We start from the raw sequence: 20,357 nt of genomic DNA, 5'->3' as shown, positions 1-20,357 counted from the left end.
TTGACGTTCAATCGGATAAAGTTTCGCAAGAAAGCCGGAAAGCCATGGGGTGGCCTTCCGGCGGCTAAAAGCACCGATACACTTAACCTTTAACTTATGATCATAAAGAAGTGCTTTTAGCTTGGGGTTTATCGTTAAAAATGAACTTCGCGAAAACGGAAAAAGAATAACGGCCAAAACGACCACAAGGGTAAAAACCAAAAAAGCGTTGTTTTGAGAAAACAGATTCCTCAAAACAACGCTCAAAACCAAAGCTCCAAAAAAATAAAGTGCCGTTGGTTTTTCCGAAAATTTTTTGTAAGATACGCGTGCCTTCGCGCTTTTATAAGGACTTAGGGGACGTAAGTGTGTGTGTGTGTGTTTACACGATTATCCGAAACCACCAAATTTTTCGGTTGTTTTTTTTCGTTTTTTCGGATGTGATTGGATCCCAAAAGCATAACGAGCCAAATGTAGAAAACTATGAGGACATGCGCAAGGGGTTCGGGATAAAAGTATAAATATTCGGATTTTTTTTAAAAATATTTGTTACTTTAGCGGAAGATTAACTTAAGTAAAAGAATGAGGATAAGATCTATACTTTCGATTATGGCTTTTGCCTTTGGGTTGGCATCGGTGAGTGTTTCTTGCGGAAAGGATAAACCTGTTTCCGATGATACGCTTCCGATTGAAGCGGTTTCAGAGGGAGAGCGTTATGTATTGGATACGCTTGGCAGCCGGGTCGAGTGGAAAGGTTTTAAGGTGTTTAAATCGGAGAATACCAGCCATTTTGGAGAATTGAAGTTCGAGAGTGGAGAGGTGTCGGTGAAAGATGGGCATTTGGTTGGTGGTCGTTTTGTGGCTTCAATGGCTTCTTTGGTTTCTGTGGATCTTCAGAGGGAACCGGATAAAAAGGCCAAACTGGAGTCTCATCTTAAAAATGAAGATTTTTTCGAGGTAGAACGTTTTCCTACGGCGTCGTACCAGATTACGAAAGTGCTTCCTAGCGAAGGGGGCGATTATAATACGGTATTGGAAGGTTCCATGACGATTAAGGGGATTACTCTTCCGGTTTCTTTTAATGCGAACGTGAGCGTTTCGGAGGATCAGGTGCGTATCGCAACCGAGCCTAAGAATTTGGATAGAGAGGCGTTTGGGGTTAAATTTCAGGCTCCTTTACAAAACGGAGTGATTACGAAAGAGATGAACGTTCAAATATTGGTGAAGGCTTTTAAAAGAGGATAAAATTTAGTTTTAAGTGTTAATAAATGATGGGGCTGAAGCACGATATTTTTCGTGCTTCAGCCTTTTTTGATGTAGATTGAAAATTGTAAATTTGCGGGGCATACGAAAAATAGAAAATCATGTTAGAAAAGATAGACGAGTTGTTGTCGGAGGTAGAAGGATTTACGGCTGGGAGTAAGGACGAGTTGGAGCAGTTCCGCATTCGGTACAATGGCAAAAAGGGGGTGTTGAACGATTTGTTTGCTGCATTTAAAGAAGTTCCAAATGAACAGAAGAAGGCTTACGGTCAAAAAATTAATACCTTAAAACAAGCTGTGGCTTCGAAGTTGGAGGATCTGTCGGCAGGATTTTCTACGGAAACTTTTGCCGAGAGGGAGGATCTTACCCGCCCTGGGATGCCTTTGGAGTTAGGGGGGCGTCATCCCATCAATTTAGTTAAAAATAAGATTGTCGATATTTTTAAATCCATTGGGTTTACGGTGGCGGACGGTCCGGAAATCGAGGACGACTGGCACAATTTCACGGCGCTTAATTTACCGGAATATCATCCTGCGCGCGATATGCAGGATACGTTTTTCATTGAGCAAAATCCGGATATTTTGCTTCGCACCCATACGTCTTCGGTGCAGGCCCGCTATATGGAGCAAAATGAACCTCCGATACGGATTCTTTCGCCGGGGCGAGTGTTTCGTAACGAAGCGGTATCGGCGCGATCGCATTGCATCTTTCATCAAATTGAAGGGCTTTACATTGACGAAAATGTCAGTTTTGCGGATTTGAAACAGACGATACAGTTTTTTACGACCGAGCTGTTCGGGAAGTCTAAAATCCGTATGCGGCCGTCGTATTTTCCGTTTACGGAACCCAGTGCGGAAGTTGATGTGTATTGGGGGCTGAATACGGAGACGGATTATCGGATTACGAAAGGAACGGGCTGGTTGGAGATCATGGGCTGTGGCATGGTGGATCCTGCGGTTCTGAAAAACGTGGGGATTGATGCCGATAAATATTCGGGGTATGCCTTCGGAATGGGGATTGAGCGTATCGTGATGCTGCTTTATCAAATGGGAGACATCCGAATGTTTTTCGAAAATGATCTTCGAATGTTGAAACAATTCCGAGCTTTGTAGGGAATTGAGGGAATTCAAAAAAATATTGTTTTATAATGAAACAGTATCCTAACGTGAAATTCTCCGGAAAATACACGGATTTGAATTTTTGGGCAGGGCTTATCGTGATGCCTCCCGTTTTTGCCCTTATGTTTTTCATTCTTTTGGGTGGGGATCACGGCGGGCTTAAATGCTTATCTTCAGTTTAATTTTTGGGACTTTAGTCTTCCTCTTTCTATGGGTTTGGTGGACGATGTGCAAGGCGGAAATCAAAAACAATCGTTTGCATCTGAAGAAGTACTTTCGTCCGGAGAAAATTTATGAACTAACGGAGCTCAAGGAGGTGAAAACGATGAGTTTTCACGATGCGAAACATATTCAGATTTCGGAAACGGGGGTTCGGGCCCGAAAGGACACTTACAATTGGGTAACCATGGAAAAACGAGGGGTGCAAGAAAAATTTATGGTGATCGGTTATAATTTTTTTCTTGGGGATGAGCTGGTAGATAGTGAGCAACTTCTCAAGGAAATTCTTGCGGAAAATAGAAAGACCTCTTAACCTTAATTCTCAAAAATAACACTTTAAATTTTTTATACTATTAAAAAGTTATTCTTCGGGCTGTGTTTACTGGTTGCCGGTTTGTTTTCAGTACAGATGCAGGCGAAATTCATTACTTTCGGAAAGGCCGAAAAAATGAAATTGTTGGCAGAGCTTCCCAAGACGGAAGAGTATGCGATTGAAGGCACTAATGATCATTTGAATCTAGGGGTGATTTACGAGCAATTTCAAATTGCGGGCATGCCGTATTGGATTACAAAAGACCCTGTGATAGTAGGGCTTAGCTCGAAGCGGGATGATGTTTACTACGAATTGACTCCGGAAGAGGTGGACGGTATTATTAAAGCCAATAAATTGGCTCCGGCCGAAGAACTTAAAAGTTTAAGTTTTATGGATAAGCACCTCGGAGTTTTGGTAATTTTGGGGATTATTGTGGTTCTTTTTGTTTACAATATAGTAACGGCGAAAAAAGAGGAAGAACAACCGTCTCAAGACGCCTAAATATAGGAATAAGATCTTATTTCTTGGTTTCTAAATCCATTTCCAAGTCAGGAAATGGATTTTTTTCAGTGGGAATAGCTTTTTAGGATGGCTTCCAGTTGTTTTTTTTGTTCGGGGGTGAGTTTTTTCGTTACCAGTCCTTGCTCGATTCGGCTGTCGGAACATTGTGGGAAGATGCCGAGATGATGGTATTGATGAAGCAGATAGGGCGTGATGGCGGGTTGCGGAGTGTCGAAACAAAGCGGGTAATGCTTCACTACGTTGAATTTCAGATTGCCTATCTGATGGGTTTCGTATTGGTTTAGTTGAAAGTGGGAAGGGGTTAGGAATTGGCGCCATTCAAATCCTTGCATGTATTTTCCGAGGTGGAAGCTGGGCAGAGCTTGTTTGAGGATTTGAGGGAAGGCGAGGTTGACGATTAAAACGAAGGTTGCAATACCGGCCGAAGTCAGGGCTTGGGCTTTGGAAATTTTTGCATAGAACAATACGAAGGCCGCCACGAAAAAAACGTCGATGAAGAATCGGTATTGGGCAGAAAACAAGAGAATCAGAACGGCTTTTAGAACCAAGGTCAGGTAGAGAAATAAGAATAGGCGGTTTTTCCAAGGTTTTAGGGCTAATGGCAGTAGGGCTATGGTAACGATCAGGCCGGTGTTGAAAAAGGCTTTCAATCCTTTTAGGGTGAGCCAATGGTATAGAAATTCCCAGGTGGTAAATTGTTTTATTTCGTCGTAGGAGTACTGCATGTCGAAGGTTTTTTCTGCTGCGATAACCGAGGACGAATGGAGAATGGCTTTATCGGGGGTCCAATCCAGCCCGAGACCACCGATTTGAACGGGAAAAATGGGATAGGCGAAGAGCCACAGGTTTTTGAAGACGAAAAGACTGAAGAGGAAAAAACTTCCCGCAAGTGCTTTTTTGGTGAGCGAGCGGTCGTAGATGGCGGCGGTAAACGTGAATAAGGGCAGCCATAAAATGGTGGGTTTGATGGTGAAAGCCAATATGGCCAAGGGGAGAAGATTTTGAGGTTTCGTGGAGTGTAATGTTTCGTCCAGCACAATCAGGGCAAAAACGATCACGGGCAGATCGGGGCTGGGAGATTGGGCGAAAAGAAGAAGAACTGGGACGAAAATAAAATGAATCCATCGTTTTTTTTCGAGGGCATATGTAATATAAATCATTAAAAGCAAGGGGTTTAGGCGCAGATATGGATCTGCCCAATGGGAAAGCCCTGCTTGAAGGATATGCCAAGGGGACATTTGGGCTAGGTTTAACTCGAAATTGGCCAGCCCTTGGGTGAGTCCGAATCGGTTGAGCCATTGGATAGAAGGAACGTAATAACCGAAATGATCCAAAATGTAAGGGTAGAAGGCGCCTACAAAAGCAATGAGGAGCATCGAAGGAATCAGAAGAGTGAGATGCTGGCGTAAGAATTTTGTTAATTGGCGATGACTATTGAAATAGAACAACGACGCCAACCCTAAAAGAATAGAGAGGATTTCCACTTTGTCATTTAGGGGAGCGAAGAAGGCTAAGCAGCTCCAGAGTACGGTTAGGCTTAAAATGCCTGTAATCATGGTGGCGGCGATGCCTTCGAAAAGTTTACCGAAAAGTTTCTCAAACAATTTTCCGTAACCGAAGAAAACCACAGAGATTAAAATGGATGTAAACAGAATGTGGAACATGGGTGCATTTAAAAAAACTAAAAATAAGGAATCTTTTGCAAAGGCCGTAAGGTAAGAAAACAAAAAAGATACTTTCGGTGCTGAAAGTATCTTTTGAGGTTCCAAGCGGATTCGAACCGCTGTACAAGGTTTTGCAGACCTCTGCCTAACCACTCGGCCATGGAACCGTTCTTTTTGTTTTGGATTGCAAAGGTAATAAAAAAAAATGGTATGTAGGAATAAAGAATTAAATTTTTTTGAAGGGCAATCCTGTATTATATTTGTGGTTTATTAAATAATGCACATGTCTGACATACGATTGAATACCATTCCTGAAGCCATCGAAGATTTAAAACAAGGTAAAATTATCATTGTGGTGGATGATGAAAATAGGGAGAACGAGGGGGATTTCCTTTCTGCGGCGGAATTGACAACGCCGGAAATCATTAATTTTATGACCATTTACGGGCGGGGGCTAATCTGTACGCCGCTTCCCGAGAAACGTTGTGATGAGCTGGGGCTGGAGGTGATGGTTTCCCGAAGTAGCGATCCTAAGGAGACGGCATTTACGGTTTCGATTGATTTGATGGGCGAGGGGGTTTCGACGGGGATTTCGGCGAGCGATCGTTCCAAGACGATTTTGGCCTTGATGGATGAGAAAACCAAACCGACTGATTTTATGAGGCCGGGGCATATTTTTCCGCTGCGAGCCAAAAAGGGAGGCGTTCTTAAAAGAGCCGGGCATACGGAGGCTGCGATTGACCTGACGCGTTTGGCGGGGTTGAAAGAAGGCGGAGTGATTTGTGAAATCATGAACGACGACGGGACGATGGCTCGTTTGCCCGAATTGGTGGCGTTGGCGAAAAAGCACGATCTTAAAATCGTTTCGATAGAAGATTTGATTCATTATCAACTTCAGAAGGGGAATTTGATTGAAAGAATTGAAGAGCGTCGGGTTCAAACGCATTATGGCGAATTTGATTTTTATGCGTTTCGGGAAACCAGCACCGACCAAATTCATTTTGCTTTGACGAAAGGAATATGGAGTGCGGATGAGCCGGTTCTGGTGCGGGTTCAGGCTTCCAATTCTTATTTTGATGTGCTTAGCCGCTTGACGAACGGGGAGAAACCTCTGTTGGAAAAAGTAACCAAGATGATTAATGATGAAGGGAAAGGCGCCGTGATTTTCATTAATAACGTTTCCAATACGGAGAATACGCTTCGCAAGCTGCAGCAGTTTTTGGATTATCAGGACGGGCAGGAGGATCGTCCGACGCTGGCGTCTAATTTTAGGGACTACGGAATAGGCACTCAGATTCTGAAAAATTTGGGGATTAATAAATTCCGGGTTATTACTCAGAATCCTAATATCAGACCTCAGGTAGGCGGTTATGAGGTGGAAGTAACCGAAATGGTAGCCCTTTAGTCGAGTTATTTTTGATATGGAAATAAAAAAGTCAACCTCAATTCGGGGTTGATTTTTTTTGCTTGAATGTTTTTTGGGGATTGTTTTTGGGCGGGGCGGATGGCGGATGGATTTTCTTTGGAGAGTATGGTATTGGATGAGCTTTGTATTAAATTGCTGTATATCAAGCGTTTGGTGTTTTGTTTTTTCCTTGGGATGGGCGATTGTAAAACTGAAATTCAAAATGGCAGACTTATGGTTTTATGAACGTTTTTTATTTTGAATGAAATTGAAAAAATACTTTTTAAGATTGTTTTTGATGTAGAAAGAAGGTTGTTTTTCTGTTTGTGTGTTATCAGAATGAAAAAATGATTGCGGATGCGATAAGTTTTTATATTTGTTTTAACATTAAAAAATCAACACATGAATAAAAGATTTAAAATAGCATCGGTGGTTCTGATGTCTTGTGCGGTTCAGTCTTTTTGGGCTCAGAGCGTCAAGGGGTATGTGAAGGACGGCGATGGCAAACCAGTAGCCGGCGTTAGCGTTTCGGCTGAGGGGACGGATCAAGTGTCGTTTACCGACGGTAGCGGTTCCTATATTCTTTCGGGGCTGAAGCCGGGCAATACGAATGTGGTATTTTCGCAGAAAGACTATAAAACGACCAAAAAAACGGTGGTTTTGCAGGAAGGGCAAGTGTTGGTGTTAGATGTGGTAATGGATGAGGACAAATATGCGAAGGTGCAAGAAGTGGTTATTACAGGGGTTCTTAATCCAAAGTCCAAAATAGCCTCCAGTGTATCGGTAAGTTCTGTGAATTCGGAAATTGTGGAGCAATCGGCTCCCAGAGCCACAGCGGAAGTTTTCCGTTCCATTCCGGGGATAAAATCGGAATCGACGGGAGGCGAAGGGAATGCCAATATTACTGTAAGGGGGATTCCTGTGGCATCTGGAGGAGGGAAGTTTTTGCAACTTCACGAAGATGGTCTTCCCGTGATGCAGTTTGGAGATGTGGCTTTCGGAAATTCGGATATATTTTTAAGGTATGACCAGACGGTTTCCAGGGTGGAGGCGATACGAGGCGGTTCGGCTTCGACGCTGGCCAGTAATTCCCCGGCGGGTATCATCAACTTCATTAGTAAAAACGGCAAAAAACAAGGCGGAAGCCTAATGCATACCGTGGGGTTGGATTATCAGAATAACCGTACGGATTTTGAATACGGCATGCCGATTACCAATACCCTCAGTATGCATGTGGGAGGTTTTTATCGGGTTGGTGAAGGGCCGAGACGGGCAGGGTATGCCGGTAATGACGGCGGCCAGTTTAAAGCGAATATTACCAAGACCTTTAATAAAGGATACGTTCGTCTTTATTTCAAACACCTTAACGATCGTGCAATTGGGTATTTGCCTATGCCTGCACAAGTTACGGGAACCAACTCGGATCCGAAATGGTCTTCTTTGGCCGGATTTAATTTGCTTCGTGATACCCAGCATAGTGCTTTGTTTTTGGATAACTTGCTTTCGGTTGGAGCGGATGGGCGCCCTCGAACGACTTCGCTTCGGGATGGTATGAGACCGGTTAGTACAGCCATTGGAGCGGAGTTGTCGTTTAACCTGGGCAGTGGTTGGAAGTTGGAAGAACGTTTTCGTCAGAACTTTATTTCGGGACGATTTGTTTCTCCGTTTCCGGATAGTGTAGGTTCGGCGGATAGTTATGCCACAATGCTGAACGTTAATCAGTTGACGTATGCCAACGGGCCTAATGCAGGACAAACGTATTCGGGGCCGGCGATGCGGATGGCATTATTTGATGTGGATATCCATAGTTTTAATAATTTCACTAATGATTTTAAAATTACCAAGAAACTGGGCGATTTTAATTTCTCAGGAGGTTATTACCGCGCGGTTCAGAATATTTCCATGTCATGGCTTTGGACCACGTATTTGATGGAGGTGAAAGGCAATAATGCTGCACTTTTGAATGCCGGTAACCTTTCGACCAACGGACTGCTGGCTTACGGGGTTCCTCAGTGGGGGAATTGCTGTACGCGTAATTATGATGCGGTATACGATATTCAGGCGCCTTACGTTGGTGGAGAGTACAAGGCGAGCGATCGTCTGAACTTTGATGCCAGTGCACGATACGACTTTGGTACTGCGAGAGGATCTTATGCGGGAGCGAAGCAGGTGGAGATGGATGTCAATCAAAACGGAATCATCGAGGCTAACGAAGCCAGTGTTTCGGTTATTGATTATGCAAATAAGAAACCGATTAACTATGATTTTAACTATCTTTCGTATTCTTTGGGAGCGAATTATATGTTTAATCCTAACCAGTCTGTTTTTGTTCGCCACAGTAAAGGTGGGCGGGCCAATGCCGATCGTCTTTTATTCACGGGGGCTATATTGGCTTCGGGTAATGCCGTTAAAGGGCTGAGTGCCGATCGGGTGACACAGACGGAAATCGGCTTTAAGCACCGTAGAGGCGATCTATCGTTATTTGCAACAGGTTTTATGGCGAATACAACCGAACAGAACTGGGATTTTGCAGGAGCCTCTCCTCGGGAAATTCAGCGTAAATACCGTGCTATAGGTGCAGAACTAGAGGCCTATTACCGTATTTCCAATTTTGATTTGGGCGGAAGTATGACGTGGACGGATGCTAAAATTGTACGGGATGTGCTTAATCCGGTTTATGAAGGCAATCGTCCTAGAAGACAGGCGGCGCTTATTTACAATGCAAATGCAGGATATAAATTTGGAGGCGATAAGCAGCATGTGCTTGGCTTCAGCGTGATAGGCACCACCAGTTCTTATGCTCAGGACAATAACAGTTTGATTATGCCGGGGTATGCTTACTTTAATCCGTTTGTTAAGGTGGAAGTCGTGAAAAATTTATCGGCGGCACTTAACGTGAATAACGTCTTTAACACGATAGGTATCACCGAGGCGGAAGAAGGTTCGATTACTGCGGGGGCGACCAATTACGTGAGAGCCCGTTCTATCAATGGTAGAACGACTTCGCTTACATTAGCGTATAAATTTTAATTAGAATTTTTTTTAACGGAGTAATTCTCGGGGCAATCCCCGAGAATTATTTTCCTTTTTGAAACCAATTGGTCATGAATAAAATAAGGCTTAATTTTTGGCAGATACTCAATATGAACGTGGGTTTTTTCGGAATCCAGTACAGTTTTGGGCTGCAACAGAGTGCGGTAAATCCCATTTATGATTTTTTGGGTGCTTCGCCGGATGAGATTCCTCTGCTTAATTTAGCGGGGCCGGTTACGGGGCTTATCGTTCAGCCGATTATCGGAGCGATGAGCGATAAGACATGGTATCCTCGTTTCGGCCGAAGAAAGCCCTACTTTTTCTTGGGGGCGCTTTTGTGCAGTCTGTGTTTGCTGGCTTACCCTTTTAGTAGTACGCTTTGGATGGCGGCGGGGCTTTTGTGGATTTTGGATGCAGGGAATAATATGGCCATGGAGCCTTATCGTGCTTTTGTCGCTGATAAATTGGTGGAAGAACAACAGCCTTTAGGGTTTCAAATGCAGAGCTTTTTTACAGGATTCGGGCAAACGCTGGCTAATTTATCCTTATTTATATTTCCGTTAATTTTTATAGGAAAAACCGGTTCTTTGCCTACATGGGTTTATGCGTCTTTCTTCTTAGGGGCCGTTTGCTCGTTGGGGTCTATTCTTTGGACGATGAAGACGACAAAAGAAATTCCTCCCACAGAAGAAGAACTCCAGGCGATGCGTAAGCAGGAAGGTGGGGTCTGGGCTCCTTTGAAGGAAATTTTTTCGGCAGTTTGGGAGATGCCCAGAGTGATGTGGCAGTTGGCTTTGGTGTATGTTTTCCAGTGGTATGCTTTGTTTTGTTATTGGCAAAATTCGTCCAAGAGTATCGCTTTATCGGTATGGGGAGCCACACCAAAAAGTAATGCGGCGGCTTATGAGCAGGCGGTAAGTTGGACGGGACTGGTAAACGGGTGGTATAATATTGTTACTTTTTTAACGGCGTTTATTCTGGTAGGTTTTGCTAAGAAATACAGTCCTAAGATGGTGCATGCGGGTTGTTTATTGTTGGCAGCCATAGGTTTTTTGGCGTTCCCTCACATCGAAAACAAAAACCTTTTGTTTTTTGCCATTACAGGCTTCGGTATTGGCTGGGCGAGCATGATGGGGATTCCCTATTTGATGGTTGTGAGTGATATTCCTAAGGAGCGGTATGGGGTGTATATGGGGATTATCAACATGATGATTGTTTTACCAATGATTTTCCAAAATCTTTCGTTCGGGTTTATTTTAAAACATTTTCTGAATAATGATCCTCGCAATGCCATCACATTTGCAGGCGTTTCGCTTCTAATAGCGGCAGTACTTACCCTGTTTATAAAACCTAAGAATAAAGCTGCGGTATAGAAATTATTAGAAATATCATGCAAGATTATTATAAAAAAGCGATAGAATTATTACATAAGGCTTCCACCGAAAATGGTTTTGTAGCAAGTGTGCAAGACACGGCCAATTATCAGAGAGTATGGGCTAGAGATGGCGTGATCTGTGGGTTGGCTGCATTAGCTTCTCGAGATTTAACTTTGATAGATACCTTTAAAAGTACATTAAATACCTTACACCGCTATTGTCATCAGAACGGTACTGTGCCGTCTAATGTTTACTTAAAAGGAACGGAAAAGGAGGTGAGTTATGGTGGTCTCGCGGGTAGGGTAGATGCTCAGACTTGGTATGTTATTGGAGTCTGTGAGTATGTGCACCATACAAAGGATTTTTCGTTTTTGGAGCAGCACAAAAGTGCCATAGAAAAAGTTTTTTCTCTGTTGGAAATATGGGAATTTAATAATAGACATTTGGTTTATGTTCCATTGTCGGGCAACTGGGCAGACGAGTATATTGTGGACGGCTATGTTCTTTATGACCAATTATTAAGGCTTTGGGCTTTAAGGTCTTACAATAAATTTTATAACGATGTAGCGATTGAAACCAAAATAGAGAAGATTACCAATCAAATTGCTACTAATTTTTTCCCTAACGGAAACGAACAGGAAGCGATTCATCCGTTAGCTTATAAAAAAGCAGAGATAAATCATTTCGCACCGTGTTCATTTTCGCCATCGGGTTACAAAAATGTATTTGATGCCTTTGCTCATTCTCTATTGCTTTTGTTAGACATAGGAGAGTCTTTGTTCCACGAGAAAATATTAGCTCATAGTATTGGCATTTATAAGGAAACAGCATTGGGATTATTACCTGCGTTTTGGCCACCTATTTTTGAAAACGAACCTTATTGGGATTTACTCAAAGATAACTGCAAGTATGAGTTTAGAAATTACCCTTACGAATTTCATAATGCGGGAAGTTGGCCTATGGTGAATGGGTTTTATGGTATGGCATTACTAAGCAAGAACCATAAAAAAGAAGCCTTGGAGATTTTGTGTAATGTTAATAATGCTAACGCCATGGTAAACCATTCTTTTTTTGAGAATTTTAATACCAATACCCAAGCGCCTAATGGCGTAGCGTATTGTACTTGGAGTGCCGCGGGAGCGGTTTTGCTTCATCAGTCGTTGTTTGATAACTTTAAAATCAATTCTTAGTTTTGGAAAAAAAAATAGACATCATTAGTATAGGCGAAATTTTAATAGACTTCATAGGGCATCAGACCGATGCTAATATAGCGGGGACGAGTTCGTATCAACGATTTTTAGGAGGCTCTCCCACCAATGTGGCGGCTAATGCTTCAAAGATGGGGCTTGAAACTTTTTTGGTTGCAAGTTGTGGAGCCGATGGTTTAGGAAATTATATTGAACAAGAGGTTAAAGAAAGAGGGATTTCTACTGATGGCCTTAAAAAATGGAGTGACTTGCCTACCTCTATAATATTGGTGTCTAAATCTACGGGAACGCCCGATTTTATACCTTACCGTTATGCGGATTGCGAAATAAGAGAAGAACAAATCTCCGAGGATAGATTATCTGGTGCCAAAATTTTTCATACCACTTGTTTTGCTCTCAGTAGAAACCCTGCAAGAGAGACTATCCTAAAAAATGCAATAAAGGCTAAAGAGTTGGGGGTAAAAACCAGTATAGATTTAAACTATTCCGAAAAAATCTGGTCGAATAAAGTAGAAGCTATAAATGTAATAGAAGAATATCTTTCTACAAATCCATTGCTTAAACTTAGCGAAGATGATTGTTATAGACTTTTTGGAGAAATGAAAAGTGATGAGGCTATTTTCAATTATTTTCATCAATTAGGAGTCTCTACGGTTTGTCTTACCAAAGGTGAAAAAGGGGTGGTGGTTTCGGATACGGAGAAAGGCGTGTTTTCTAAAAAAGCCCATAAAGTAGCGGAGGTAAAGGATACCACGGGAGCAGGCGATGCCTTTTGGACGGGCTTTTTGTATGCTTATCTCAAAGGCCTTCCTTTGGATAAAGGGATAGAACTGGCTCAGAAATTAGCGGTTATTAAACTTCAAAATATGGGCGGTGGTCTCCCTAATGATTTTGATAAAGATTCGTTTTTAGATGGCTTAGTATGAGATATAGATTAAATAAATTTTAAAAATTTTATCTGTGACAAGAACTCAATTATCACTTTGTTTCCTTTTGGTTGGGAGCTGGTTGTTTGCCCAAGTAGGGAGTGTAAATATCAGTGTATATGATTTTTTCAATAAAAAAGGTTTACTGGCTAAGGTAACGGTACTTAAAACTCAACAGTCTTTTAATGGCGAGGGTAAAGTACAGATACAAGATTTACCCGCAGGAAGTTATAGTTTCTTAGTGGAGTCAGAAGGGTATCAATCGGTTTATCTTAACGATATAGATGTAGTGCCTAACCAAAACATTAGTTTAAGTGCCACTCTTGAGAAAAAGGCAAAGAACATTCAGGAGGTGGTGATTTCTAAAAGTGCCTATAAAAAAACAGCAGAAAGCCCATTGTCTTTAAGGACACTTTCTGCGGAGGAAGTGCAAAAAAATCCAGGGTCTAATCGGGATATATCCAAAGCCTTACTTAGTTTGCCAGGAGTGGGGAGTACCGCTACTTTTCGGAACGATTTGTTTATCCGAGGAGGAGCTTCACAAGAAAACAAATTTTATATTGATGGAATAGAAGTTCCTGTCATCAATCACTTTCAGACTCAGGGAGCTAGTGGCGGACCTAGAGGAATTATAACGGTAGATTTTATAAAAGATGTGGATTTTTATAGCGGAGCTTTCCCTGCGAATAGAAACGGCGTGCTTTCTTCCTTATTTGAATTTAATTTAAAATCTGCTAGAAGAGATAAGATAGGCTACAAAGCGGTGATAGGACTTGATGATATGCAGCTAATGGCAGACGGCCCACTATCTAAAGACCAATCTTGGACAGGACTTTTTAGCGTTAGGAAATCTAATCTTCAGCTTTTATTTAAAGCGGTGGGCTTGCCTTTTTTACCTTCATACTATGATACCAATTTTAAAGTTTCTAAAAAGTTTAAATCTGGAGATGAGTTTTATGTGCTTGGTATTGGAGCGTTGGATAATTTTAAATTTAACGAAAACGCCAAACCAACTTTAGCTAATCTTACGTTGATTGAGCAGTTGCCTATCAACAACCAATGGAGTTACACTTTGGGAGCGGGATATCGCCATTTAAGAGAGAATGGCTATTGGCTTTTTACAATGAGTAGAAGTGAGTTGGATAATTCGGCCTACAAATATTTTAGAAATATAGAAAAACCAGAAAATAAGTTATTGGATTATCATTCCAAAGAGCAGGAAAATAAAATTCGCATAGATCGTAATTTCCGATTGGGCGATATAAGATTTACTGCGGGGGGAAATTACAGTTTGTCGAGGTATTACAATCAGTCTTTTGTACAGCAGATTACTCAAGTAGGGAAAGTATCAGACCAATATAGCACGGATTTTAACTTGTCTCAATATGGTCTTTATGTACAAGGTAATTATAGAGTAAACCAGTGGAACATTTCCGCAGGGCTTAGAGCGGACGGTTCAGATTATTCCGCAGGAACGAGTAATCCTTTGGAGCAATGGTCGCCTCGTTTGGCGGTGAGTTATGCTATTAATAACGCTTGGTCGCTTAATTTTAATACAGGAATTTATTATCAATTGCCTTCTTACACGGCTTTAGGGTATCAGGAAAATCAAACTTTGGTTAATCGCCCTTATCTCAGATATATCCGAAATGCTCAATTGGTGGGAGGCTTAGAGTATAAAGCTCCTAATAACCTGCGTGTAACTTTAGAATCCTATTACAAAAAATACAATCATATTCCTTTTTCGCTTAGAAACGGAGTTTCTTTGGCTAATCTGGGGGGAGGTTTTGGTGTAATAGGTACAGAGCCTTTAGACGCTAGAGGAATAGGCGAAACCTATGGTATTGAGTTTCTTGCTCAAAAACGAACACTTAACGATTTCTATGGGATATTAGCCTACACTTATGGGTATTCCAGATTTAGCAATGTAGAGGGTAAGCTACTGCCTTCTAGTTGGGATTCTAGACACATTTTGAGTCTTACGGCAGGTAAAAATTTTCAGAAAAATTGGAATTTAGGTGTAAGGTTTAGATTTCAGTCTGCTTTGCCAGAAACGCCTTACAATCTAGCTTTGAGCCAAATGGTAGCGGTATGGGATATTTCTAATGCTCCTGTAAGGGATTTTGCACAGATTAACGCTTTCAGAGGGAATAATACCAGTCAAATGGATATTAGGCTGGAGAAAAAATGGTTGTTTAAAAAATGGCAACTCAGTGGGTATTTGGACCTTGCCAATGCTTTTACTTCGGTGAACCCAAGCAATCTTCCGGTGGTGAATCTTAAACGAAACGAACAAGGTGAAGCTGTGATTGTTAATCCGACGGAACCTTATTTACAACAGCACTATCAGTTGGTAACGGGCAAGCAAGACAAGCTGAGATCGTTGCCCTACTTTGGGGTTATCGTGGAATTTTGATGGGAGGGGAAAAATCTGAAAGCGGGATAAAAAAGCGGAGTTTTAACAAAACTCCGCTTTTTGGTTTTTAGATAGAGGTAACGGTTTCTTCCGTTTTTCGTCGGGATTTGGGGTTTACGGAAGGGTGGTTGGCATCGTCGGAGCTTCGGTAGCCTAAGGCTACGGCAAATAGGGTTTTGTAGCCTTCGGTGTTTGATACGGTCGTACTCGGCGGTTTGGATGCCTTCCATTGCGGTACTGTCAATTTGCAGGCCTGCACAAGCCGAGAGGAAAAATCCGAGCGACAAATAAACCTGATGAGTGAGCCAGTTTTTTATTTCCGCTTCGGGACGGGGCTTGATGAAATTAGTGTAGTAAAAAACAGCCCCTTCGGGGAGATTTTTTAAGATTTGCGCCTCAAATTTTTCAAGATCGTCCACCACGCTGAAAACCACCAAATGGCTGGCATCTTTTATTTTTTGTTCATTGAAAAAGGAAAAGGAGGCCAATTCGCTTTTGATTTTTTCGTCCGATACGAAGGTGAAATGCCAGGGCTGGCTGTTAATGGACGAAGGGCTGAGCCGTAGAATTTCCTTTAGTTGTAATATTTTTTCTTCCTCGATGATTTGACCAGGGGTGTATTTTTTGGTAGTGTATCGGGTTTGGGCAAGTTCTAGATTCATGTGATTTTTTGATTTATTATTAAACTATACTTTTTATAGTTTGCAAAGCTAAGTATAGTCTTTTACCTTTGCAATAACGGTCAAAAAGGATAGTACAATGTATAAAATAGGCGATAAGAAATACCCTTGCAGTACGAGTTTAACGATGAGTTATATCGGAGGAAAGTGGAAAGCGGTAATATTGATGCACCTCATGGAGCGGAAACGCTATAGCGAATTACGCAAGGCTTGTCCATTCATTACGGAGCGAACGCTTAGTTTACAGCTTAAGGAATTGGAGGCTAACGGCTTGGTGTCCCGAACGGTTTACGATTCCAAACCTCCGTTGAAGGTGGAGTATGCTCTTACGGATTTGGGCGAGAGCCTTATTCCGTTACTGCGTGCGATTGCCCAATGGGGGCACGAAGCGGCAAAAAGAAGTGCAAATTCCGAAGACCTTTAGAAAAACGGATAGGGCTTTTACAGAAGAAAAAAGCGTCTCGTCGTACGACGAGACGCTGGAGGGTTAAAGATTATTTTTGAAGTTTTTTCAGAAGTGCTTTGATTTCGGAAAGCTCTTCTTTCATTGCTTTTATTTCGGCGTCTTTTGCTTTCAAAGCTTTGTCTTGTTCAATGGAATGAAGATAGAGTTCCTCTATCTTCTCTACATTGGTAAGTTGAGTTGCCATAAGGTCTATATAACCTTGCTTTTTAATTTCTGCGGCGGATTTGTATCCTGGCAAATGCCCATTAACTTTTACAAAGTTTTCCACTTGGCTTAGCGTTTTAAAGTTATAGTCAGCCTTTAAACTAGAAGTACCCGTATAATACTTTTGGAATACATAGTCCGGGAAGATGGTAGCCCCGCTAGCGCCTCTGAATGAAGATCCCGACACTACTCCTTCGTCACTAATTGACACAGGATACTGTGTACGCTCTGCTCCCGCTGAGTTTACAGCCAGTTTTATAGCGTTATTTGTTGTGTCCTCTACCCACTTCAAGCTCGCTAGTGCATTAGTAGCATCTCCGATAATCAACTTTCCATCTGCATCCGCATAAACCGGACGGTTGCCCTGCCCCACTAAAGAAGTTGTTTTAATATTACCATTTACTTCTAGTCTTTCGGTTGGATCCGGAGTGCCTATACCCAAAAAACCTGTATCATTTAATCTCATAGCAATGTAAGATTGAGAAGCATTTTTAGAACGTGTTGCAAACTCCATGGTTGTTGAAAAATGCTCTTCATCCACTACTTCCCTTGCCCTTACATTTATATAAGCCCCATCAATTTCTACTGGTTCCTTACCTGTAAGGTCTGCTGCTACATACTCTGGTGAAAACCTTATTCTACCTAAATTATCTCCTGACTGTATAAATTCTTTAGATTCATAATTATTACCTCTGCCCTTTTGAAGTAATAACATCGCTCCATTAACGCTATTTTGTAATCTAGAAAATGCCATCTGATAAGCTCCTATGGAAAACCTTGTACTGGTGTCATTATCAAAATTATGTACTCTCAACTTAGGCGTCCCAGAAAAGTCCTCAAGAGCACCAATAGAGACTTTACCCTCATCATTAATGAAAATGCTATTTTCATCTTTTCTTTCGGTTATACCATCCGATAGGTTTTTGATTTTTGCTACTTTGTTTGTAGAATCGTTAACCCAAATCATCGCTCCACTTCCCGTACTCTTCACCCACTCTGTCCCATTGTAGTAGTAATACCCCTTTTCTGTGATTTTAGCTACTTTGGCATTATCTCCTGCATAAGCCGAAATTTTGCTAGCGTCCTCGTCCGTAGCGTAAACCAAGGTTCCTTCTATAGGGTTGGCAATCGCTGCAATACGCGTCTTAGACAACTTCGGAGCAATAATCCCCTCGTTGGTTGTCGCGGTATCGCCTAAATTTACTGCACTAGGCTGTACCTCCAAGGTGGCTTTCGGCGAAGAAGTGTTTATCCCCATTTTGCCGTAACGATCGTCTGTTTGACCATAGGCTACTAATCCCAAGCCTAAGAAGGCTAATACTCCCAATTTAGTTGTTTTTGTTTTCATAAAATATAATTTAAGGTTTGTATTTCTTCATTTGTGTTTTTTAAAATTTCTCAGACGATACATATCTCTCACCCGCCTCTTGTCCTGAAAAACCCAAAAGCCTTTATTGATGGTTGAGAGCTATTCGCAAGAAAGCCGGAAAGCCATGGGGTGGCCTTCCGGCGGCTAAAAGCACCGATACACTTAACCTTTAACTTATGATCATAAAGAAGTGCTTTTAGCTTGGGGTTTATCGTTAAAAATGAACTTCGCGAAAACGGAAAAAGAATAACGGTCAAAACGACCACGAGGGTAAAAACCAAAAAGGCGTTGTTTTGAGAAAACAGACTCCTCAAAACAACGCCCAAAACCAAAGCCGCAAAAAAATAAAGTGCCGTTGGTTTTTCCGAAAAATTTTTGTAAGATACGCGTACCTGCGCGCTTTTATAAAGCCTTAGGGGACGTATGTGTGTGTGTGTGTGTGTGTGTGTGTGTGTGTGTTTACACAATTATCCGAAACAACCAAATTTCTAAGGTTGTTTTTTACACTTTTTTCTATGGCAGGGATGAAGCGTCGCATAATTTTACCCCACAAACTTAGAAAGTTTTTACCAAATACCCAAATTTATTGAAAAATATCATCCTCTATACACCACATCCTTTATTTCTTCCGAAAAAAGGCAAGGTTTGTTTTATGAGGAAAGAGTAAACGGTTATAGAGCTGAGGCTATTCGGGGATCCATACACTCACATTACCGGCAGGGCAGGCAAATAATCCCCAGCCGTTTTCATCGATTTCCACCTTGTGCGTGCAATGGCCTAAGCGGTCGTAAAAGTATTTTCCAGCGTAAGATTTCCCTACTTCCATGGGTTTTTCGTAGGCGTCTTTGTTGCTTAGCAGCACGGCGCATCCTTTATGAAATCCGTCCCCTTCGCGGGTCCAACCAAGGCAGTTGGCATCCTCAAAATAATCGCGCTGAATACCGTAGGCGTTTTCTTTTCTTGCTTTTAGGAGTTCTTCGATGCCTTCAATTTTAGGCAGAAATATTTCATGTTCGTTGCCGTCTTTGCCGTTATCTTTGTAATGGGCGCCAAAAAGATCGGGATAAAAAACGCAAGGATAGCCGTCTTGTCTTAGAAGGATTAGGGCGTAAGCGAGAGGCTTGAACCAAGACTCTACGGGAGCTTCCAAAGCTTGCAAAGGTTGGGTGTCGTGATTATCGACGACGGTAACGGCCAAATCGGGGCGTACGGAAACGAGCGTTTGGTCGAAAATGGTTCTCAGGTCGTAGTGTTCGCCTTGGAGGGAAGCGGTATGAAAATTGTGATGGAGTGATGCATCGAAAAGGGACATGCACCCTTCGGTGGCCTCGATATATTCCAATAGTAAGGGGAGCTGCCCGGGAGCCCAGTATTCACCCACGGCAAAGATGTTTTTTTTCGTATTGGCACGTAACATCAAAAGCCATTCTTTGTAAAATGCCGGAGATTGGTGTTTCACCGCATCCAATCGAACGCCATCGAAATAAATTTGTTCGTGATACCATTGCCCCCAGTAGTTTAGTTCTTCACGCACGTAGGGGTTGCGGTGTTCGATGTCGTTGTACATCAGGTAATCGTAGTTGCCTTTTTCGTGGCCCACGACGTCTTCCCAGCCTTCGCCGTGTTCGTGTAGGATGCGGAAAATGCCGCCGTTGTGGCCTTCGGCGTAATCCACTCCGCTGAAGCAGGTGAAGTTCCAACGGAAATCGGAATAGCAATCCCCTCGTCCCGGAAAGGTGAATTTGGTGTAGGATTCAATTTCGATAGGTTCGGAGGTTGTATTTTCTCGATTTTCGGATTCCACTTTTACGGCATGGAAAACTTCTTTTTCGTCTCCTCCGGCTTTATGGTTCAAAACGATGTCTGCCATGACGCCGATGCCTTTGCTCTGTAAGGTTTTACAAGCCTCTTGGTACTGTGTCTTGGTGCCGTATTTGGTTGGGACGGTTCCTTTTTGGTCGAATTCGCCTAAATCGAAAAGATCGTAAGGATCGTATCCTACGGAAAATCCACCGCCGGCACTTTTGTAAGCGGGAGGAAACCATACGGTGGTAATCCCCAGTTCGGATAACCAGTCCGAGGTTTTTTTAATGTGATCGTAATGCGTGGCATCGCCTTCGGAATACCAGTGGAAGCTTTGCAAAAGGGTGGCGTTCATCTTTGTTTTATTAAAAGATCAAAAATAGGGCATTGGGA

General features: G+C 42.2%; 17 protein-coding genes and 1 tRNA gene. 12 read left to right on the top strand and 6 right to left on the bottom strand.

The annotated features are described in order from the left end of the window. A partial coding sequence (locus VQ048_RS06270; RefSeq protein ID WP_327610831.1) for a hypothetical protein occupies positions 1-201 on the bottom strand: 201 nt, incomplete at its 3' end. Between the two features lie 360 nt (positions 202-561). Here VQ048_RS06270 and VQ048_RS06265 point away from each other — a divergent pair. The 5 genes from VQ048_RS06265 (at position 562) to VQ048_RS06245 (ending at position 3,393) form a co-directional block, all read left to right on the top strand. After that, complete coding sequence (locus tag VQ048_RS06265) at positions 562-1,224, top strand: YceI family protein (protein ID WP_327610830.1); 663 nt, start codon at positions 562-564, stop codon at positions 1,222-1,224. A gap of 119 nt (positions 1,225-1,343) precedes the next feature. Continuing rightward, entirely contained in the window at positions 1,344-2,354 is a 1,011-nt protein-coding gene (locus VQ048_RS06260) for a phenylalanine--tRNA ligase subunit alpha (RefSeq protein ID WP_327610829.1), read from the top strand. 35 nt (positions 2,355-2,389) lie between these two features. Beyond that, entirely contained in the window at positions 2,390-2,542 is a 153-nt protein-coding gene (locus VQ048_RS06255; RefSeq protein WP_327610828.1) for a hypothetical protein, read from the top strand. After that, a complete protein-coding gene (locus tag VQ048_RS06250) occupies positions 2,524-2,892 on the top strand; it encodes a hypothetical protein (protein WP_327610827.1) in 369 nt (122 codons plus the stop codon). The genes VQ048_RS06255 and VQ048_RS06250 overlap by 19 nt, the downstream gene beginning before the upstream one ends. Positions 2,893-3,027: 135 nt before the next feature. Next, positions 3,028-3,393 (top strand): hypothetical protein, encoded by a 366-nt coding sequence (locus tag VQ048_RS06245; protein WP_327610826.1) that lies wholly within the window; start codon positions 3,028-3,030, stop codon positions 3,391-3,393. A 65-nt stretch (positions 3,394-3,458) separates the two neighbouring features. Here the strand turns inward: VQ048_RS06245 and VQ048_RS06240 are convergent, their stop codons facing one another. Then, the gene (locus VQ048_RS06240) at positions 3,459-5,078 is read right to left on the bottom strand and encodes an LIC_10190 family membrane protein (RefSeq protein WP_327610825.1); all 1,620 of its coding nucleotides are present in this window, start codon (positions 5,076-5,078) and stop codon (positions 3,459-3,461) included. 96 nt (positions 5,079-5,174) lie between these two features. Then, a tRNA-Cys gene (locus tag VQ048_RS06235) sits at positions 5,175-5,245 on the bottom strand. 116 nt (positions 5,246-5,361) lie between these two features. Here VQ048_RS06235 and ribB point away from each other — a divergent pair. From ribB to VQ048_RS06205, 6 genes are all read left to right on the top strand, one after another. Further along, positions 5,362-6,483, top strand: a complete 1,122-nt coding sequence (gene ribB / locus VQ048_RS06230; RefSeq protein ID WP_327610824.1) for a 3,4-dihydroxy-2-butanone-4-phosphate synthase — start codon at positions 5,362-5,364, stop codon at positions 6,481-6,483. Positions 6,484-6,885: 402 nt separating this feature from the next. Beyond that, complete coding sequence (locus VQ048_RS06225; RefSeq protein WP_327610823.1) at positions 6,886-9,513, top strand: TonB-dependent receptor; 2,628 nt, start codon at positions 6,886-6,888, stop codon at positions 9,511-9,513. 74 nt (positions 9,514-9,587) lie between these two features. Further along, entirely contained in the window at positions 9,588-10,889 is a 1,302-nt protein-coding gene (locus VQ048_RS06220) for an MFS transporter (RefSeq protein WP_327610822.1), read from the top strand. A gap of 17 nt (positions 10,890-10,906) precedes the next feature. Continuing rightward, positions 10,907-12,082: a glucosidase family protein gene (locus VQ048_RS06215; RefSeq protein ID WP_327610821.1), complete on the top strand. Its 1,176-nt coding sequence runs from the start codon at positions 10,907-10,909 to the stop codon at positions 12,080-12,082. A gap of 2 nt (positions 12,083-12,084) precedes the next feature. After that, the gene (locus tag VQ048_RS06210) at positions 12,085-13,026 is read left to right on the top strand and encodes a carbohydrate kinase family protein (protein WP_327610820.1); all 942 of its coding nucleotides are present in this window, start codon (positions 12,085-12,087) and stop codon (positions 13,024-13,026) included. Between the two features lie 34 nt (positions 13,027-13,060). Beyond that, a complete protein-coding gene (locus tag VQ048_RS06205; protein ID WP_327610819.1) occupies positions 13,061-15,442 on the top strand; it encodes a TonB-dependent receptor in 2,382 nt (793 codons plus the stop codon). Here VQ048_RS06205 and VQ048_RS06200 read toward each other — a convergent pair. After that, positions 15,415-16,104 carry a nitroreductase family protein gene (locus VQ048_RS06200; RefSeq protein ID WP_327610818.1) on the bottom strand — a complete coding sequence of 230 codons (690 nt, stop codon included), beginning with the start codon at positions 16,102-16,104 and terminating at the stop codon, positions 15,415-15,417. The genes VQ048_RS06205 and VQ048_RS06200 overlap by 28 nt on opposite strands. 97 nt (positions 16,105-16,201) lie before the next feature. On the opposite strand from VQ048_RS06200, the gene VQ048_RS06195 reads away from it, so the two are divergent. Then, positions 16,202-16,546: a winged helix-turn-helix transcriptional regulator gene (locus tag VQ048_RS06195; RefSeq protein ID WP_327610817.1), complete on the top strand. Its 345-nt coding sequence runs from the start codon at positions 16,202-16,204 to the stop codon at positions 16,544-16,546. A gap of 70 nt (positions 16,547-16,616) precedes the next feature. On the opposite strand, the gene VQ048_RS06190 is transcribed toward VQ048_RS06195, so the two are convergent. Beyond that, complete coding sequence (locus VQ048_RS06190; RefSeq protein WP_327610816.1) at positions 16,617-18,119, bottom strand: phage tail-like protein; 1,503 nt, start codon at positions 18,117-18,119, stop codon at positions 16,617-16,619. Positions 18,120-18,846: 727 nt separating this feature from the next. Then, a complete protein-coding gene (locus tag VQ048_RS06185) occupies positions 18,847-20,319 on the bottom strand; it encodes an alpha-amylase (protein WP_327610815.1) in 1,473 nt (490 codons plus the stop codon). Positions 20,320-20,357: the final 38 nt, after the last annotated feature.

This window comes from Bergeyella anatis (genome assembly GCF_036016955.1).
Lineage (GTDB): Bacteria > Bacteroidota > Bacteroidia > Flavobacteriales > Weeksellaceae > JAYWXI01.
Note: the sequence above shows the minus strand (reverse complement) of the source record. Positions and strands in the feature narration are given on the sequence as shown.

What these genes read in the sequence shown, in the direction of transcription:
- VQ048_RS06265 (WP_327610830.1), top strand. Translation starts at nt 562, where the DNA reads ATGAGGATAAGATCTATACTTTCGATTATGGCTTTTGCCTTTGGGTTG.
- VQ048_RS06260 (WP_327610829.1), top strand. Translation starts at nt 1,344, where the DNA reads ATGTTAGAAAAGATAGACGAGTTGTTGTCGGAGGTAGAAGGATTTACG.
- VQ048_RS06255 (WP_327610828.1), top strand. Translation starts at nt 2,390, where the DNA reads ATGAAACAGTATCCTAACGTGAAATTCTCCGGAAAATACACGGATTTG.
- VQ048_RS06250 (WP_327610827.1), top strand. Translation starts at nt 2,524, where the DNA reads ATGCTTATCTTCAGTTTAATTTTTGGGACTTTAGTCTTCCTCTTTCTA.
- VQ048_RS06245 (WP_327610826.1), top strand. Translation starts at nt 3,028, where the DNA reads ATGAAATTGTTGGCAGAGCTTCCCAAGACGGAAGAGTATGCGATTGAA.
- VQ048_RS06240 (WP_327610825.1), bottom strand. Translation starts at nt 5,078, where the DNA reads ATGTTCCACATTCTGTTTACATCCATTTTAATCTCTGTGGTTTTCTTC.
- ribB (WP_327610824.1), top strand. Translation starts at nt 5,362, where the DNA reads ATGTCTGACATACGATTGAATACCATTCCTGAAGCCATCGAAGATTTA.
- VQ048_RS06225 (WP_327610823.1), top strand. Translation starts at nt 6,886, where the DNA reads ATGAATAAAAGATTTAAAATAGCATCGGTGGTTCTGATGTCTTGTGCG.
- VQ048_RS06220 (WP_327610822.1), top strand. Translation starts at nt 9,588, where the DNA reads ATGAATAAAATAAGGCTTAATTTTTGGCAGATACTCAATATGAACGTG.
- VQ048_RS06215 (WP_327610821.1), top strand. Translation starts at nt 10,907, where the DNA reads ATGCAAGATTATTATAAAAAAGCGATAGAATTATTACATAAGGCTTCC.
- VQ048_RS06200 (WP_327610818.1), bottom strand. Translation starts at nt 16,104, where the DNA reads ATGAATCTAGAACTTGCCCAAACCCGATACACTACCAAAAAATACACC.
- VQ048_RS06195 (WP_327610817.1), top strand. Translation starts at nt 16,202, where the DNA reads ATGTATAAAATAGGCGATAAGAAATACCCTTGCAGTACGAGTTTAACG.
- VQ048_RS06185 (WP_327610815.1), bottom strand. Translation starts at nt 20,319, where the DNA reads ATGAACGCCACCCTTTTGCAAAGCTTCCACTGGTATTCCGAAGGCGAT.